Annotated in this window: 17 protein-coding genes; 11 read left to right on the top strand and 6 right to left on the bottom strand. The window is 63.2% G+C overall.

Features of this window, described 5'->3' with window-relative positions:
- Nucleotides 1-26 precede the first annotated feature (26 nt).
- Together rraA and V3C40_RS15950 are read left to right on the top strand one after the other, a co-directional pair.
- Nucleotides 27-521 carry a ribonuclease E activity regulator RraA gene (gene rraA, locus V3C40_RS15955; protein ID WP_331777943.1) on the top strand — a complete coding sequence of 165 codons (495 nt, stop codon included), beginning with the start codon at nt 27-29 and terminating at the stop codon, nt 519-521.
- 136 nt (nt 522-657) lie between these two features.
- A complete protein-coding gene (locus V3C40_RS15950; RefSeq protein WP_254671511.1) occupies nt 658-1,299 on the top strand; it encodes a choice-of-anchor C family PEP-CTERM protein in 642 nt (213 codons plus the stop codon).
- A gap of 57 nt (nt 1,300-1,356) precedes the next feature.
- On the opposite strand, the gene V3C40_RS15945 is transcribed toward V3C40_RS15950, so the two are convergent.
- Together V3C40_RS15945 and V3C40_RS15940 are read right to left on the bottom strand one after the other, a co-directional pair.
- The gene (locus V3C40_RS15945) at nt 1,357-1,785 is read right to left on the bottom strand and encodes a DUF4952 domain-containing protein (RefSeq protein ID WP_072454067.1); all 429 of its coding nucleotides are present in this window, start codon (nt 1,783-1,785) and stop codon (nt 1,357-1,359) included.
- The gene (locus V3C40_RS15940; RefSeq protein WP_072452836.1) at nt 1,772-2,155 is read right to left on the bottom strand and encodes a MerR family transcriptional regulator; all 384 of its coding nucleotides are present in this window, start codon (nt 2,153-2,155) and stop codon (nt 1,772-1,774) included. The genes V3C40_RS15945 and V3C40_RS15940 overlap by 14 nt, the downstream gene beginning before the upstream one ends.
- An 83-nt stretch (nt 2,156-2,238) precedes the next feature.
- On the opposite strand from V3C40_RS15940, the gene V3C40_RS15935 reads away from it, so the two are divergent.
- From V3C40_RS15935 to V3C40_RS15915, 5 genes are all read left to right on the top strand, one after another.
- Nucleotides 2,239-2,682 (top strand): hypothetical protein, encoded by a 444-nt coding sequence (locus tag V3C40_RS15935; protein ID WP_319992834.1) that lies wholly within the window; start codon nt 2,239-2,241, stop codon nt 2,680-2,682.
- A 56-nt stretch (nt 2,683-2,738) separates the two neighbouring features.
- Entirely contained in the window at nt 2,739-4,583 is a 1,845-nt protein-coding gene (locus V3C40_RS15930; protein WP_331777942.1) for a DUF4153 domain-containing protein, read from the top strand.
- Nucleotides 4,584-5,261: 678 nt separating this feature from the next.
- A complete protein-coding gene (locus tag V3C40_RS15925) occupies nt 5,262-5,846 on the top strand; it encodes a LysE family translocator (RefSeq protein WP_070302072.1) in 585 nt (194 codons plus the stop codon).
- Between the two features lie 9 nt (nt 5,847-5,855).
- Nucleotides 5,856-7,298 carry an aminotransferase-like domain-containing protein gene (locus tag V3C40_RS15920; RefSeq protein WP_331777941.1) on the top strand — a complete coding sequence of 481 codons (1,443 nt, stop codon included), beginning with the start codon at nt 5,856-5,858 and terminating at the stop codon, nt 7,296-7,298.
- A gap of 58 nt (nt 7,299-7,356) precedes the next feature.
- Nucleotides 7,357-7,755, top strand: coding sequence for a VOC family protein (locus V3C40_RS15915; RefSeq protein WP_034749762.1), 399 nt, complete (start codon nt 7,357-7,359; stop codon nt 7,753-7,755).
- A gap of 15 nt (nt 7,756-7,770) precedes the next feature.
- Here V3C40_RS15915 and motA read toward each other — a convergent pair whose 3' ends face one another.
- Together motA and V3C40_RS15905 are read right to left on the bottom strand one after the other, a co-directional pair.
- Nucleotides 7,771-8,634, bottom strand: coding sequence for a flagellar motor stator protein MotA (gene motA, locus V3C40_RS15910; RefSeq protein WP_034749759.1), 864 nt, complete (start codon nt 8,632-8,634; stop codon nt 7,771-7,773).
- 48 nt (nt 8,635-8,682) lie between these two features.
- A complete protein-coding gene (locus V3C40_RS15905; protein ID WP_070302068.1) occupies nt 8,683-9,597 on the bottom strand; it encodes a LysR family transcriptional regulator in 915 nt (304 codons plus the stop codon).
- Nucleotides 9,598-9,696: 99 nt separating this feature from the next.
- Here V3C40_RS15905 and V3C40_RS15900 point away from each other — a divergent pair, with 99 nt between their 5' ends.
- Nucleotides 9,697-10,866 (top strand): mandelate racemase/muconate lactonizing enzyme family protein, encoded by a 1,170-nt coding sequence (locus tag V3C40_RS15900; protein WP_331777940.1) that lies wholly within the window; start codon nt 9,697-9,699, stop codon nt 10,864-10,866.
- A 3-nt stretch (nt 10,867-10,869) separates the two neighbouring features.
- Here the strand turns inward: V3C40_RS15900 and V3C40_RS15895 are convergent, their stop codons facing one another.
- Both V3C40_RS15895 and V3C40_RS15890 read right to left on the bottom strand, forming a co-directional pair.
- The gene (locus V3C40_RS15895; RefSeq protein ID WP_319992826.1) at nt 10,870-11,226 is read right to left on the bottom strand and encodes a glyoxalase superfamily protein; all 357 of its coding nucleotides are present in this window, start codon (nt 11,224-11,226) and stop codon (nt 10,870-10,872) included.
- A 35-nt stretch (nt 11,227-11,261) separates the two neighbouring features.
- Entirely contained in the window at nt 11,262-11,972 is a 711-nt protein-coding gene (locus V3C40_RS15890) for a hypothetical protein (protein ID WP_331777939.1), read from the bottom strand.
- Nucleotides 11,973-12,137: 165 nt separating this feature from the next.
- Between V3C40_RS15890 and V3C40_RS15885 the strand changes: the two genes are divergently transcribed.
- The 3 genes from V3C40_RS15885 (at nt 12,138) to V3C40_RS15875 (ending at nt 15,076) form a co-directional block, all read left to right on the top strand.
- Nucleotides 12,138-13,196, top strand: a complete 1,059-nt coding sequence (locus tag V3C40_RS15885; RefSeq protein ID WP_331777938.1) for an Lnb N-terminal periplasmic domain-containing protein — start codon at nt 12,138-12,140, stop codon at nt 13,194-13,196.
- An 80-nt stretch (nt 13,197-13,276) separates the two neighbouring features.
- Nucleotides 13,277-14,530: a DEAD/DEAH box helicase gene (locus V3C40_RS15880; protein WP_331777937.1), complete on the top strand. Its 1,254-nt coding sequence runs from the start codon at nt 13,277-13,279 to the stop codon at nt 14,528-14,530.
- An 81-nt stretch (nt 14,531-14,611) separates the two neighbouring features.
- On the top strand, nt 14,612-15,076 hold the full coding sequence (locus V3C40_RS15875; protein WP_331777936.1) for a hypothetical protein: 465 nt from the start codon (nt 14,612-14,614) through the stop codon (nt 15,074-15,076).
- Nucleotides 15,077-15,189 lie beyond the last annotated feature (113 nt).

Raw genomic sequence — 15,189 nt, 5'->3', positions numbered from 1 at the left:
TGCCATCAGCCACGAAAGGAATCCCCATGACCTTTGCCACCACCGACCTGTGCGACGACTATGCGGCCATGCTCGACGACGGCACCCTGGCCGTGCTGCCGCCCGTGTACCGCGCTTTCGGCCAGCGCGTGCGTTTCAGCGGCCCCGCCGCCACCTTGCAAGTGTTCGAGGACAACGCGCTCGTGCGCAGCACCCTGGAAACGCCGGGCCAGGGCCACGTGCTGGTGATCGATGGCGGCGGCAGCCTGCGCCGCGCGCTGGTGGGCGGCCAGCTGGGCGTGCTGGCCGAAAGCAACGGCTGGGCCGGCATCGTCGTCGATGGCTGCATCCGCGACAGCGAGGAAATCAATGTCTGCCAGATCGGCGTGCGCGCCCTGGCCACGCATCCGCGCAAGAGCAACAAGACGGGCGCCGGCCAGCGCGATGTGCGCGTGCAGGTCAGCGGCGTGGCCGTGCATCCAGGCGACTGGATCTACGCCGATGCGGACGGCATCCTGGTGGCGCGGCAGGAACTCGATTGACGGCGCAGCGCACCTGAAGGCGTTGCAAATTATCTACATTAAATATATTTTTGCAAAGTTCTTTGATTTTTATCATGGCTGAGATATGATTTCACTTAAGGAAACTTTAATGCCTATAAGGCAAGGAAATCAGATCATGAAAATCGCCACCATCGCAGCAGTTGTTGCCCTGTTCGCCGCCGGCACCGCCAGCGCCAGCCCCGTCAACCTGATCACGAATGGCGATTTTGAATCGGTCGCGCCCGGCTATACCTTTTCCAGTGGCTATCATGTTGTCAATGGCGGTTCCTCGGCCATCGGCGGCTGGACGGTGGGCGCTTCCTCGGTCGACCTGATCCGCAATGCCTATAACGCTATCGACGGCTACAGCATCGACATGCTGGGCACGCCTGGTCCGGGTTTCCTGTCGCAAAGTTTCAATGTCGTTGCCGGCCAGACGTACAACCTGAGCTTTGACATGGCGCGCAATTCCGGCGGCCCTGCCGGCCAGGGCGTGGCCGTCAATTTTGGTGGCGTGGCAGGTAATTTCTACTCGACGGCTGCCGCCTCGAACACCTTGTACAGCAACACCTTGAGCTTCACGGCTGCTTCCAGCGGCCTGGCGACCCTGTCGTTTGCCAGCGCCGCCCAGGCCGGCACGCCGTTCGACAATTACTCGGGCGCCGTGATCGACAACGTGGCCGTGATGGCCGCCGTACCGGAACCGGAAACCTACGCCATGCTGCTGGCGGGCCTGGGCCTGATGGGTTTCCTGCGCCGCCGCAAGGCCGCCAAGTAAGTCTGATTTTGTCCGAGATCAAACCGCCTGCTGCCATGCACAGGCGGTTTTTTTACGTCAAGGGTCTTGTGCGTAGCCGTCCACCTGCACGACAAAGCGCTCGATCCGCGGCCAGTCTGCGCGCGTCCTGACCAGCGTTTCGCCCGTGGCCATCAGCAGCACATAGCCGTAGCCCGTGCGGCGGTCGCGCCAGGAGTGGGGCGTGCTGTCCCAGGCGCAGCAATAGCGCTTAAGCTTGGGCAAGCCGTACGCGCGCCGCAGATACGCTTCCGCCTGTTGCGCATGCTTGCCGTCCACTGCATAGCGGGCCTCGAACGGCTGGTCCTGGCGTTCCGTGTTTTGCTGGCAACCCTGGTAGACGAGATACGCGGGCTTCTTGCCCAGCTGGGACAGGAAGTCGCTGCAGGCCAGCCCGGCACCCTGCGCGCCGCCAGCGCCCAGCAGGAATAGCCACGGCAGCAGTGTAGCGAGTTTAGTGACTGGCATCGGCATCTCCCCGCAACGGACACGCTGCCGCTGCCGGCCCCATACGCAGCACCAGTTCGCCGCGCAACTGCGTCAATCCCGCGATGCGCGCATCGATTTCACCCAGCTTGCGCGCCAGCGCCGCGCGCAGCAGTTCCGCCGTGGCGGGATCGCCGGCGGCCGCCAGCAGCGGCATGTCGGCCTCGATTTCGGCCAAGGTAAAGCCCAGCTGTTGCGCCGTGCGCAGGTAGCGCAGCCAGTCGGCCGCCTCGGGCGGGTAGTCGCGGTAGCCATTCGCGCCGCGCCGTGCGCGCAGCAAGCCCCGCTTTTCATAAAAGCGCAGGGTATCGCGGCTCAAGCCCGTCGCCTGCGCCATCTCGCCGATCTGCATGGTGATTTTTCTTTCATAAAATGCTTGACCATGGAGTGTACTCCAACCCTGATCATGGGCGCTTTCCATACACAGGAGTTCCCATGTTGTCCGTTTTCGCTTTCCGCCGCGTGGTGCGCGCCAGCGCCATTTATGATGTGCTCATGACGGCCCCGTTTGCCACGCCGTGGACGTTTTTGCTGCTGCACGAGCACTTGAGCGCCATCAACGTGAGCCTGGGCGGCCTGCCGCTGCCCGTCTTTGGTCCGTTTCATCTGCTCATCAGCAGCTTGTTTGGCAGCGTGGTGATGGTCTGGTCCGTGCTGCGCATGCTGGACCCGCAGCCGCGCTTCGGCCGCTATGACGCGGCAGCGCGCTACCTGTTTTCCACGTGGATGGCGTGGGCGCTGTTCACGACGGGCCAGCCCCTGCTGTGGCTGTTCTTCGTGCCTGAACTGGCCTGGGGCCTCGCGCAAAGCTTGCCATTGCGCCGCAGCGAGGGCGCGCCGGCAGGGTGCGCGCACGAATCGTTGTTGAGATGGCGATAACGAAATGCAATAATGGCCGTGCTTTACAGCAATAAACGACTATTAAGGAAATAATTATGCAGCAGGATGCCGCTGGAAAAAACATGGCGTTGCTCGATCCGGTGGTGGCGCCGCGCATCGCGGTGACGCGCCTGGTGACGGGCCTGCTGCAAGGCGTGCTGCTGTACTGGCTGTACAGCACGGCGCAAGCTAAAGTCTGGCCCGCCACGGAAGCCTATCTGCTGGCGCCGCTGATGCTGATCAGCCTGCTGCTGCCCATTCTGCTGGTGTCCAGCCTGGGCCATATGTCGGTCAAGCGCATCGCCCTGTGGATGGCGGGCGCCGCCGTCGTGATGGCTGTGCTGGCCTGGCATGACGTGGCGCGCGGCGCCGAGCATGTGATCTGGGGCAACTACAAGCCGGGCGCACCGCTGCGCGTCATTTCCGCGCAGCTGTTCGGTTTTTGCGTCGTCGGTTTTTATATCGCCCACGCGCTGGTGCTGGCCAGCGCTCAGGATGGCCAGCGCATCGCCCGCTATCCGACCTATTTTGAAATCGCCTGGAAGCTCGGCATCCAGCTGCTGTTTTCCCTGCTGTTCGTGCTGGGCCTGTGGCTGGTGCTGTGGCTGGGCGGACAATTGTTCCTGCTCATCAAACTGAGTTTCCTGAAAAAACTGCTGGGCCAGGCCTGGTTCGTGATTCCCGTCATCTGCTTCGCGTTTTCGTTCGCCATCCACATCACGGACGTGCGCCCCTCCATCGTGCGCGGCATCCGCACCTTGCTGCTGGTGCTGCTGTCGTGGCTGATGCCTATCGCCGCCGTGCTCGTCTCCGGTTTCCTGCTGACCTTGCCTTTCATCGGCTTCGAGCGCCTGTGGGCCACGCGCCATGCGGCGTCCGTGCTGCTGGGCATGGCCGGCGTGCTGGTGGTGCTGATCAATGCCGCCTTCCAGAATGGCGAAGTCGGCCATGGCGTGGCGCGCGGCATCCGCCTGGGCACACGTCTGGCCTGTCTGCTGTTGCCGTGGGTGGTGGGCATCGCCATCTATGCGCTGACCTTGCGCGTGATGTCGCATGGCTGGACTTCCGACCGCCTGATCGCTGCCGCCTGCCTCTTGATCGCCACCTGCTACGCCGCCGGTTACGCCTGGGCGGCCAGCAAGTATGGCGACTGGCTGCACCTGATCGCCAACGTCAACGTGGCTACCGCCTTTGTTACCCTGCTGGCGCTGTTCGCGCTGTTCTCGCCGCTGGCCGACCCGGCGCGCATTTCCGTGGCCAGCCAGATGGCGCGCCTGAACAGCGGTAAGATAGACGTGGACAAGTTCGATTTCGAATACCTGCGCTTCCAGGGCGCCCGCTATGGCCAGGCGGCCTTGCAGGAACTCAAGACGCGCACGGCGGGCCCGGACGCGGCCATCGTGCGGGCCCGCGCCGACGCCATGCTCAAGCGCCAGAACCGCCTCGACGAGACGGGCGCTCTCAGCGACGTGTCGATCAACCTGACCCTGCGCCCGGCCACGGCGAAGTTGCCGGAGAGTTTCCTGCGTCAGGACTGGACGCAGGTCGGCCCGGCCTGGCGCCTGCCCGCCTGCCTGAAACGGGCAGGGCCGCAGTGCGACGCGTATCTGCTCGATTTCGACGGCGATGGCAAGCAGGACGTGCTGCTGATCAGCAATGACCCGCGCGCCTCGTCGGTGTTGCTGGCGGAAAAGGAAGACGGCAGCTGGACCGCGCGCGGGCAAATCCCCACCGATGCCCTGCGCTGCAAACCCCTGCGCGAGAAATTGCAGGCGGGCGAATTCCAGCTGGTGCCGCCGAAAGTGCGCGAACTGGAAATCGACGGCCAGCGCGTGCCGATGACCTTATATACGCCAGAGGATGAGGTCGCCTGCCCGGATGAGGCGGAGCCGACGCCGTAAATGACAGAAGAAAGGATTTGCGGCGCCGAACAAAACCGATTGCTTGCCATGACAGCAATCACTTCGTGGGCTGAGCGACTCCGTCCGTTATCGGCCCAGGCTGTGTGAAAACGCAAAAACACGAAATTTTCATGGGTAGGGTGACCATTCCCCACGCCGAAAAAATCGCGTAGCGGGCGTTTTAAGAGACCGTTTTTTTGCGGGGCCGAATTTTTCTGCGTTTTCACACAGCCTCGGGCGGAAGCGGACGGTGCCATTGGGGCAAAGCGCCACCGGTAGCTAAGTGCTGATCCATAGTGCTTGGCAGATGAGAACGCGATTGGGCGTGGCAGGGCCTATGAGGCTTGCCAGATTCCTGGTGTGCGATCTCGTTGCTGCTTGGTCCAACGACGAGATCGGGTCTGGCCTGTTTATCTCCTGCCCAACAGAGACTCTTGCCGCGCTCAAGCAAGAGCTGGTCATCCCCCGCCGTACGGGCGGAGAGGGGTGACATGCACGAACAGCTTGCAGCGGTAACAGATGAAACGACGTTTCTGTAGTTGATCCGTGCGGAGCGGCCTGTCCGCTGTAGCAGTCGTTCGACTGATACAGCATGTGCTTGTACGCGGCGCCTTGTGCCTTGTCCCCGCCGTGCCGGGCTTCTAGACTGGGGCCTTCTCCACGCTGCGACTGCCTGCCATGACCGAACTCCTGCCCCTGATGAGCTATTGCTTTGTGATGTCCGCCACGCCCGGACCGAACAACGTCATGCTGGCCACCACCGGCGCCAATTTCGGCTATCGCGGTGCGCTGCCGGTGATCCTCGGCATCCAGGCCGGCATCTTCGTGCAGACCATGCTCATGTGCGTTGGGCTGGGCAGCGTGTTCGTCGCATACCCGATGGCGCAGCAGGTGCTGCGGATCGCGGGCGCGCTGTACCTGATGTTTTTGGCCTGGAAACTTGCCGGCGCCTCGGTGGCGGGGGCCGGCGCACCGAAGGCCGTGTCGTTTGCGCAGGCGGCGCTGTTCCAGGCGCTGAACCCCAAGAGCTGGCTCAAGGCGGTCACCATGGCGTCCGTCTTCATGCCTGCGCAGGGCAATATGCTCGCCAGCGCGCTGCTCGTATCCGTGATCGGCACCGTGGTGGGCATGCCGTGCAACGCCATGTGGGCGCTGTTCGGCGTCTCGATCCGCAGCGTGCTGAAAGCGCCCCGCAACCAGCGCCTCTTCAATCTGGCGATGGGCGCCATCCTGCTGGTCCTCGCCCTGACGTTTTTACGCTAGACTGCCACCATGTTCGCCATCGACCGCTCCTCGCCCATCGCCCTGTTCAAGCAGATCGAGGCCGCATTGCGCCAGCAGATCGCGCAACGCGTCCTGCCTGGCGGGACCAGGCTGCCGTCGATCCGCCAGCTTGCCACGCAGCTCGCGGTGAGCACCAACACCGTGGTGGTGGCGTATGACAGGCTGGTGGCCGCAGGCGTCATCGATACGCATGGCACGACGGGTTTTTTCGTCTGCGCCCCCGCTGACGCCAGCCGCGCCATCCCCGACGAGGTGGCGCTGGAAGCGGGCCAGGAGCAGGAACCAGTCTGGCTGAGCCAGCAAGTGAACGACCAGCGGCCGGGCGTGCTGCTGGCCAGCAGCGGCGCCTTGCCGCCCACGTGGCTGCAGGATGCGCTGCCGGCCGCCGCCGTGCAGCGTGGCCTGGCGCGCAGCACGGCCGGCATGGCTTCGCGCTGTCCGCCGCAGGGGCTGGCCGAACTGCGCGAGCAGATCGCGCTGCTGTTGCGCGGCATCGGCATCGCCGCGGACGCCAGCCACATCCTCACCACTTTCGGCGGCACCCATGCCATCGATCTGATTTGCCGCACGTTTCTGCAGCCCGGCGATACGGTGCTGGTGGAAGACCCCGGATACTTCCTGATGTTCGGCCGGCTGCGCCAGGACGGCGTGCGCCTGGTGCCCATCAAGCGCCGCCCCGATGGCCTCGACCTGGACGAACTGGACGCCGCCTGCCGCACGCACCGTCCGCGCCTGCTGTTCATGCAGACGGCTTTGCACAATCCCACCGGCTGGAGCAGCAGCGCCGCCAACCTGCACAAGGTGCTGATCATGGCGCAGCAGTACGGCTTCCTGATCGCCGAAGACGACGTGCACGGCCATTTCCAGCAGGGCCACAGCACGCGGCTGGCATCGCTGTCCGGACTCGACGGCGTGATCTACTACTCGAGTCTGTGCAAGGCGCTGAGCCCGGCCCTGCGCATGGGCTACCTGGCCGCGGCGCCGGCGCTGCTCAAGCTGCTGATGCGTACCAAGATCCATTCCATCATGACCTTGCCTGCGCTGAACGAATACGTACTGCTGGAAGTGCTCAAGGCCGGCAACCTGCGCAAGCACCTGGAGCGGCTGCAACGCAAGATCATGGTGGCGCGCAACGCCAGCACGCGGCAGCTGAGCGCGGCCGGCGTGCTGTTCGAGCAGCCGGGAGACGCAGGCATTTTCCTGTGGGGCAGCATGCCCGAGGGGCTGGACGTGGACCTGCTGGTGCAGGACGCCTACCGCAACAAGATCCTGCTGATGCGCGGCGCCGCGTTCTCGGCCAATGACACGCCCGACCAGCATATCCGCTTCAACGTCGCCTTCAGTCAGCATCCGCGCGTGAGCGCCTACCTTGAAGAACGCCTGCGCGCGGTGGCAGGCGCGCGCTCCAGCCTTGCCCGCGCCTTCCTTTAGTTTTTATTGGTATTCTGCAGGGACGATTTTTTCGTCAACGTGTGAGCAAGGAAGCGCCATGCACAAACAGATCATTCTCAACCTGCCCGTGAAGGACCTGGATAAGTCCAAGGCCTTCTTTTCCGCCCTCGGCTTTACCTTCGATCCCCGCTTCAGCGGCGAGAACGCGGCATTCATGAATATCGTCGAAGGCAGCATCCAGGCCATGCTGACGACGGAACCGTTCTTCCAGTCGCTGATCGACAAACCGCTGGCGAATGCCAGGGAAACCAATGAAGTCGTCATTTGCCTCAGTTGCGAAAGCCGAGAAGAGGTGGACAGCCTGATCGCCAAGGCCCAGGCCGCCGGTGGCCGCATACCGCATCCGCCCGAAGACCATGGCTTCATGTATGACCAGGGCTTCGAGGATATCGATGGCCACTTGTGGAACCTGGTCTGGACGGCGCCGGAAGCCTGACGCGAACGGCTGGAATCAGTTCTTCGTGCGCACCTGGCGCACGTGGTTTTCCAGTTCGCTGAACGACGGGCGTTCCGTGGCGGAAATGACCTTGCGGCCGAATTCCACGGCCAGCGCCGGGGCGTAGCCGTTCAGGCTGGCCAGTAACGTCACTTTCACGCACTGGTACATCTTCGCCGTTTCATGATGCTTGCGGCGCAGCAAGCTGGCCAGGGGCGCGATAAAACCGTAGGCCAGCAAGATGCCGATGAAGGTGCCGACGAGCGCCTGTGCGATCAGCACGCCCAGCTCGGCCGGGGGCAAGCCGACGGAGGCCATCGTGTGCACGACGCCCATGACGGCTGCCACGATGCCGAAGGCGGGCATGGCGTCGGCCAGCTGCGAAATCGTCTGGATCGGCATTTCCGCATCTTCATGGTGCGTTTCGATCTCGTTATCCATCAGGTTTTCGATCTGGTACGCGTCCATATTGCCCGACACCATCAGGCGCAAATAATCGGTGATGAATTCCAGGATGTGCTCGTCGCCGAGCGTGTACGGGTATTTGATGAAAATGGGACTGCGGTACGGGTCGTCGATATCGTCCTCGACCGACATCAAGCCTTCCTTGCGGATCTTGCTGAGGATTTCATACATCAGCCCCATCAGTTCCATATAGCGCGCCTTCGTGTATTGCGAGCCGTGGAACAGGGTGGGCAGGGCGGCGAACGTGGCGCGGATGGCCTTGGCGTCATTGCCGACAAAGAAGGTGCCCAGCGCGGCGCCGCCGATCATCAGCAGTTCCAGCGGCTGGAACAGGGCGCCCAGGTGACCGCCCTGCATGGCGAAACCGCCGAAGACGGAAAACAGCACGACGAGAAATCCGAGTATGACTAGCAAAACCTACTCCTTCATATTATTGCCATATCGCAATATTGTAGTGTAACCCTATTTCCCCGTATTGGCCGAGTCCGGCTGCAACTGCTCGATGAGAAAATTGATAAAAGCGCGCACTTTGGCGGGCAGCTGGTGGCGGCTCGGGTAGTAGGCGTACAGGTCGGCCGGCGCCAGCGCGTAGTCTTCCAGCACCACGCGCAGGCGGCCGCTGTCGAGGTAGCGGGCCAGGTCCCATTCCGAGCGCAGCAGGATGCCGTGGCCGTCCAGGGCCCAGCCGAGCACCACGTCGCCATCGTTGCTGGCCACCGTGCCGCGCACCTTGACCGTGTGGGTGGCGCGGCCACGGCTCAAGCGCCAGATGCCGTAGGCGTCGTCGTTTTGCCGGTGGACGATGCAGCGGTGCCGCGCCAGGTCGTCCGGCGTTTGCGGCGTGCCGTGCGCCTGCAGGTAGGCGGGCGAAGCGCACAGGAAGCGCCGGTTCGACATGATGCGCCGTGCCGACAAACGCGTGTCGGGCAAGTCGCCGAAGCGGATGCCCAGGTCGTAGGCCTGCTCGACCAGGTTGATGGGGCTGTCCGTCAGCTGCAGCTGCACTTCCAGCTGCGGGTGGCGCAGGGCGAACTGCGACAGCAGGGGCGCGATCACCGTGCGGCCGAAACCCAGGGTGGCATTTACGCGCAACAAGCCTTTCGGTTCCGCGCTGCCGCTGGCCAGGGATTCCTCCATGGCGCGGATATCGTCGAGGATTTGCCGTGCCTGCTGCAGATAGCTTTCGCCATCGCCCGTCAGGCTGATGCGCCGCGTGCTGCGGTTCAGCAAACGCACGCCCAGGCGCTGTTCCATCAGCGCCAATCGCTTGCTGACGGCGGGCGGCGTGATGCCCAGCTCGCGCGCTGTGGCTGACAGGCTGCCCAGCTTGGCCAGCAGCACAAAGAAAGCCATTTCCGTCGTGGCGTCGCTTTTCATTATTAACTTCAAGTGAAGAATGGTTTAAATTACTATCGATTATACGACTGTGCATCGCGGTTAAGCTGGCGTCATTGTTTTCATCCACAGGAGACCCGCATGAAAATCGTTGAAATCCGCGAAAAGACCATTCCCATCTCTTCCCCCATCCGCAACGCCTACATCGATTTCAGCAAGATGACCCTGAGCCTGGTAGCCGTCGTCACGGACGTGATGCGCGACGGCAAGCCCGTCGTCGGCTACGGCTTCAATTCGAACGGCCGCTACGGCCAGGGCATGCTGATGCGCGAGCGCTTCATTCCCCGCATCCTCGACGCCGATCCTGCCTCGCTCGTCATGGATGACGGCAGCAACCTTGATCCGCACAAGGTGTGGGATTGCATGTATACGAATGAAAAGCCGGGCGGCCATGGCGAGCGTTCGGTGGCCATCGGCACCATCGACATGGCCATCTGGGATGCCGTGGCGAAGATCGAGAACAAGCCGCTGTTCCAGCTGCTGGCCGAGCGCCATGGCACGGGCGTGCCCGATAAAAAAGTCTTCGTGTATGCGGCGGGCGGCTATTACTACCCTGGCCAGAGCTTGAGTGCCCTGCAGGACGAGATGCGCAGCTACATCGACCGCGGCTACACGGTGGTCAAGAAGAAGATCGGCGGCGCTTCGCTGGACGAGGACTTGCGCCGCATCGACGCCATCATGGAGGTGCTGCAGGATGGGCAAAAGCTGTGCGTGGATGCGAACGGCCGCTTCGACCTCGATACGTCGATCGCCTACGCCAAGGCGCTGCGCCAGTACGATCTGTTCTGGTATGAAGAGGCGGGCGACCCGCTCGACTTCGAGCTGCAATCGACCCTTCGCAGCTATTACGACAAGCCGATGGCGACGGGCGAAAACCTGTTTTCCATGCAGGATGCGCGTAACCTGATCCGCTATGGCGGCATGCGCGCCGACCGCGACTGGCTGCAGTTCGACTGCGCCCTCAGCTACGGCCTGGTGGAATACCTGCGCACGCTGGACATGCTGCACCAGCACGGCTGGTCGCGCAGCCGCTGCATCCCGCACGGCGGCCACCAGATGTCCCTGAATATCGCGGCGGGCCTGGGCCTGGGGGGCAATGAATCGTATCCCGATCTGTTCCAGCCGTTCGGCGGTTTTCCCGATGGCGTCAAGGTCGAAAACGGCCACATCACCATGCCGGACCTGGTTGGCATCGGCTTCGAGGGCAAGGCGAACCTGTATGCGGAAATGCGTGCGCTGAGCGGGCAGTAAACGTTATTCGCTGCGCTGCCAGAAGCGCAGCCGGTTGCCGAACGGGTCGGCCACTTCCAGGATGCGGCCCCAGTCCTCGTCGCGGATGCCGGGCCGCGCATACGGATAATCCCTGTCGCGCAATTCCGCGTGCAGGGCGGCGATATCGTCGACGGGGATCAGCAGCGCCGCGCCCGGTGTGGCGTCGCCGTGGTGTTCGGACAGGTGCAGCACCAGATCGCCACGCGTCACCTGCAGGTACAGCGGCGCCGTGGGCTCGAAGCGATGTTCCCAGTCCAGGGTAAAACCGAGGAAATCGAGATAGAACTCGCGCGCTTTGGCTTCGGAAAAGCTGCGCAGGATGGGGATGGGGGCATGCATGGAGGTGCTTTCAGCAAAGTGGCAATGCCTTCATTCTAGCCGCAGGCCGGCGCCTGGCGTTTCACATGCGCGGCGGGGCTGGTCTTCTCCCAGCGGAACAGCCACATGATGGCAAGCTTGGTCGTGGCGCTGACGCTGGCCAGCAGCAGCAAGGGCCAGCCCGTCGACAGGCCCATGACGCAGGCAAAGAAGATGGTGCTGGCATCCATCGCCAGGATGAACTGGCTCATTTTCAGGGACACGGCGCCTGTCTTGCCCGAGCGCCAGATCAGGCGGATCTGGTGCGCATAGCCCTGCGCCAGCAGCACGGTGACGGCGACGATCAGGCTTTGCGAGATCACGCGCTTTTCATCGGTGAAGGTGGGGCCGAACAGCAATCCCGCCACACCCGCGCCCAGCAGCAGCGCGCAGGCCAGCAGCGCGTTGCGCGATGCCCGGCTGCGGCGGTCGCGGTCAATTTCATACAGGATGCCCAGCGCGATCAGCGAGGCGATCAAACGGGGCCAGACGATGTAGTGGTTGAGTGGCGTGATCGAATAGCCGTACACGAAGAACGCGCAATACGCGAGGAAGCTGACGGTGAATTGGTTGATGGACAGGATGTCCGTCGTCTTGCCGGCGCCGATGCCGGCATCACGCTTGCGCCGCCAGATTTTTTGCAGCTGCGACCACAAGCCAAACAGGCTGACGACAATGAAGAGGGAATTGAGGCTGCCGGCGAGGGCGTACAGTGAACTCGATTGCAAGGTGTCTCCGTGGATGGCAAGGCAGGGCGCCTTGTCTATACATTTCATTTGTGCAGAATGTTCTCATGAAGTAAATTGCCATGCAAGCAATATTGTATGCCCGGCTGACTTTGCCCATGCTTGCCTGAACTCACCTATTCCTGCGCTTGCCCCTATAATCACGGCATGACTTTATTATCACATCAAGCCCGCTCCGTGCTGGCCAGCATAGGCAAAATGGCCGTTTCCCTGATTATCCTGTTGACTGCATTGTGGGGCGCGCTGGCGCTGTGGTACCAGCTATCCGGCGGCACGGCGGCGCAAGGCATCGGCGCCTTGCTGTGGGCTGCGCTGGGCTTGGCCAGCATCGCGCTGTGGTGGATGCGCGGCGACGTGCGCGTGCTGCTGCCGTATGCGGCCGGGTTTATCCTGCTGCTCGTGTGGTGGAGTTTCATCACGCCGAAGCAGGAAAGGGTGTGGGCCGACGACGTGGCGCGCAACGTCACGGGTACGGTCAAGGGCAATCTCGTCACCCTGGACAATGTGCGCAATTTCAACTGGCGCAGCGATGACGACTACACGGTCAAGTGGGAGCAGCGCAGCTACGACCTCGACGAACTGCGCACGGTGGATACGGCGCTGTCGTACTGGACGGGACCCTACATCGCGCATACGCTGATCTCGTTCGGCTTTGCGGACGGGCGCTTTTTGACGTTCTCCATCGAGATCCGCAAGGAGAAGGGCGAGAGCTTTTCCGCCATCGGCGGCTTTTTCAAGCATTTCGAGATGAGCCTGATCGCCGCCGACGAGCGCGACATCCTGCGCGTGCGCACGAATGCGCGCGGCGAGGACATGCATCTGTACCGCGTGATGATGCCCAAAGCGGCCATGCGCTCGTTGTTCCTCGCCTACCTGGACGAAGCGCAATCGCTGAAGGCCAAGCCGCAGTTCTACAACACCCTGACGGCCAACTGCACCACCATCGTCTTCGAGATGGTGCGCCGCATCGTGCCGGGCCTGCCGCTCGATTACCGGCTGATGGCCTCGGGCTACCTGGACCGCTACCTGTTCGACGTGCAGGGCCTGGTGCCCGGCCTGAGTTTCCAGCAGCTGCGCGATGGGGGCCACGTCACGGCGCGCGCGCGGGCGGCCAACGACGATGCGGATTTTTCGCACACGATCCGCCGCGGCATGCCGGGCTACGATGAAGCGGGTTATCCGAAGCTGCAAATGCCCAAGCAATAGCTGTCTGCCTTATACTGTCGCCATATCCGACCGGCCGCCTTTCGCGGCCGGTCTCACTTTACGAATAAAGAAGGCCCGCTATGCCATTTTCCTCACTGGGTCTGATTCCCGCCCTGGTCCGCGCCGTTGACAAGGCCGGCTATGCCGCGCCGACGGCCATCCAGGCGGCCGCCATTCCCGCCATCCTGCGCGGCAGCGACGTGCTGGGCGCGGCCCAGACGGGTTCCGGCAAGACGGCCGCCTACGCGCTGCCGCTGCTGCAGGCGCTGATGGCGCCCGTTTCCGGTCCGCGCCAGGTGCGCGCGCTGATCCTCGTGCCCACGCGCGAGCTGGCGGCGCAGGTGGGGCAGACCGTGCACGCGCTGGCCAAGCCGTTGCCGGTCAAACTGAAGATTTCCGTGCTGTTCGGCGGCGTGTCTATCAATCCGCAGATGATGGACTTGCGTGGCGGCGCCGATATCGTCGTCGCCACGCCGGGCCGTTTGCTCGATCTGGTACGCCAGAACGCCGTGAAACTGGGCGGCGTGTCGCTGTGCGTGCTCGACGAGGCCGACCGTTTGCTTGACATGGGTTTCAGCGAGGAGATCAACGCCATCCTCGCGCTGCTGCCCAAGCAGCGGCAAAACCTGTTCTTCTCGGCCACCTTCCCCGACAGCGTGCAGGCGCTGGCCGACAGCCTGCTCAAGGAGCCCGTGCGCATCGAGGTGGCGTCCGAACCGCAGGACAAGCCCGACATCGTGCAGCGCGCCATCACGGTCGACGTGCCGCGCCGCACGCAGCTGCTGCGCTACCTGATCCTGCAGCAGCAGTGGGAGCGCGTGCTGGTGTTCGTCGCCACCAAGTACGCGGCTGAACACGTGGCCGACAAGCTGCAGCGCGCGGGTCTGCACGTGGGCGCTTTCCACGGTGAATTCAGCCAGGGCACGCGCAGCCAGCTGCTGGCCGACTTCAAGGCCTGCCGTTTGCAGGTGCTGGTGGCCACCGACGTGGCGGCGCGCGGCATCGACATCGCCGGCTTGCCGGCCGTCTTCAACTATGACTTGCCCCGTTCGGCCGTCGACTACACGCACCGCATCGGCCGCACGGGCCGCGCCGGCGAAAGCGGCACGGCCATCAGCTTCGTGACGGCCGATACGGAAGCGCATTTCCGCCTGATCGAAAACCGCAACGACTTGCGCATCGTGCGCGAAGTGGTGGCCGGTTTTGAGCCGACGGAATTGCCCGCGCCCGTGAATCCCGTTACGGACACGGTGAACGGCGGCGTGAAGGGCGCGCGCAAGAGCAAGAAGGACAAATTGCGCGAAGCGGCTGCCAAGGCGGCCGAGGGCAATTAAATTCCCCTTATGTGCGCTAGCCGCTTGAACGGCTGGCCGTCCCGCTTTAAGATGATGTTTCTATAAAGCAAGGGGACGGCAATGCACATGATATTCATCACGCGCGCGGGCGCTCTGGCTTGCGCGCTGGCGCTGGCCGGTTGCGCCGGCTTGGGCGGAAACAATGGCACGGCCGGCATGCAGATGCCGGGCAAGACGCCTGCCGATGCCGCCGTGGCCGCCACCTGGTACAACCCGCCCAGCGAATTTCCCGGCATTTGCCTGACCCAGTTCAAGGATGGCAGCCTGCGTTTCGATGGCGGTTTCGCCTTTTTCAACCCGGGCCGCTGGGCGTACGATGGCGCCGCGTCCGAACTGCGTTTGCAACTGGCGCCGATGCCATCGCTGGAACTGTCGCACGCGCAAATCGTCCAACATATGAACCTGTTGCGCATTGAGGCGGACAAGAGCACGCTGGTGTATGGCGTGAACGCCGATACCAAGGCCATCGGCCTGGGCGGCTTTGTGTTTTACCGCGACACGCCTTGTCCGGCGCGGCGCGGATAAGTGCCGGATTAGTGTCATACGGGAATATTTAGTCGTATAATTTCAACGCAAGCTGGCTGCCGCGCAAGACTCGCAAGACTGTCACGTGCGGCAGATTCCCCCTCCAGGCAAGC

The organism is Janthinobacterium sp. LS2A (genome assembly GCF_036543145.1).
GTDB lineage: Bacteria > Pseudomonadota > Gammaproteobacteria > Burkholderiales > Burkholderiaceae_D > Janthinobacterium > Janthinobacterium aestuarii.
The sequence above is the reverse complement of the archived record's forward strand: the minus strand, read 5'-3'. Positions and strand labels throughout refer to the sequence as shown.

Excerpts from the sequence above, each read along its gene's own strand:
- V3C40_RS15935 (WP_319992834.1), top strand. The coding sequence starts at position 2,239 with ATGTTGTCCGTTTTCGCTTTCCGCCGCGTGGTGCGCGCCAGCGCCATT.
- rraA (WP_331777943.1), top strand. The coding sequence starts at position 27 with ATGACCTTTGCCACCACCGACCTGTGCGACGACTATGCGGCCATGCTC.
- V3C40_RS15880 (WP_331777937.1), top strand. The coding sequence starts at position 13,277 with ATGCCATTTTCCTCACTGGGTCTGATTCCCGCCCTGGTCCGCGCCGTT.
- V3C40_RS15900 (WP_331777940.1), top strand. The coding sequence starts at position 9,697 with ATGAAAATCGTTGAAATCCGCGAAAAGACCATTCCCATCTCTTCCCCC.
- V3C40_RS15920 (WP_331777941.1), top strand. The coding sequence starts at position 5,856 with ATGTTCGCCATCGACCGCTCCTCGCCCATCGCCCTGTTCAAGCAGATC.
- V3C40_RS15875 (WP_331777936.1), top strand. The coding sequence starts at position 14,612 with ATGCACATGATATTCATCACGCGCGCGGGCGCTCTGGCTTGCGCGCTG.
- V3C40_RS15940 (WP_072452836.1), bottom strand. The coding sequence starts at position 2,155 with ATGCAGATCGGCGAGATGGCGCAGGCGACGGGCTTGAGCCGCGATACC.
- V3C40_RS15925 (WP_070302072.1), top strand. The coding sequence starts at position 5,262 with ATGACCGAACTCCTGCCCCTGATGAGCTATTGCTTTGTGATGTCCGCC.
- V3C40_RS15950 (WP_254671511.1), top strand. The coding sequence starts at position 658 with ATGAAAATCGCCACCATCGCAGCAGTTGTTGCCCTGTTCGCCGCCGGC.
- V3C40_RS15930 (WP_331777942.1), top strand. The coding sequence starts at position 2,739 with ATGCAGCAGGATGCCGCTGGAAAAAACATGGCGTTGCTCGATCCGGTG.
- V3C40_RS15905 (WP_070302068.1), bottom strand. The coding sequence starts at position 9,597 with ATGAAAAGCGACGCCACGACGGAAATGGCTTTCTTTGTGCTGCTGGCC.
- V3C40_RS15945 (WP_072454067.1), bottom strand. The coding sequence starts at position 1,785 with ATGCCAGTCACTAAACTCGCTACACTGCTGCCGTGGCTATTCCTGCTG.
- V3C40_RS15895 (WP_319992826.1), bottom strand. The coding sequence starts at position 11,226 with ATGCATGCCCCCATCCCCATCCTGCGCAGCTTTTCCGAAGCCAAAGCG.
- V3C40_RS15915 (WP_034749762.1), top strand. The coding sequence starts at position 7,357 with ATGCACAAACAGATCATTCTCAACCTGCCCGTGAAGGACCTGGATAAG.
- V3C40_RS15885 (WP_331777938.1), top strand. The coding sequence starts at position 12,138 with ATGACTTTATTATCACATCAAGCCCGCTCCGTGCTGGCCAGCATAGGC.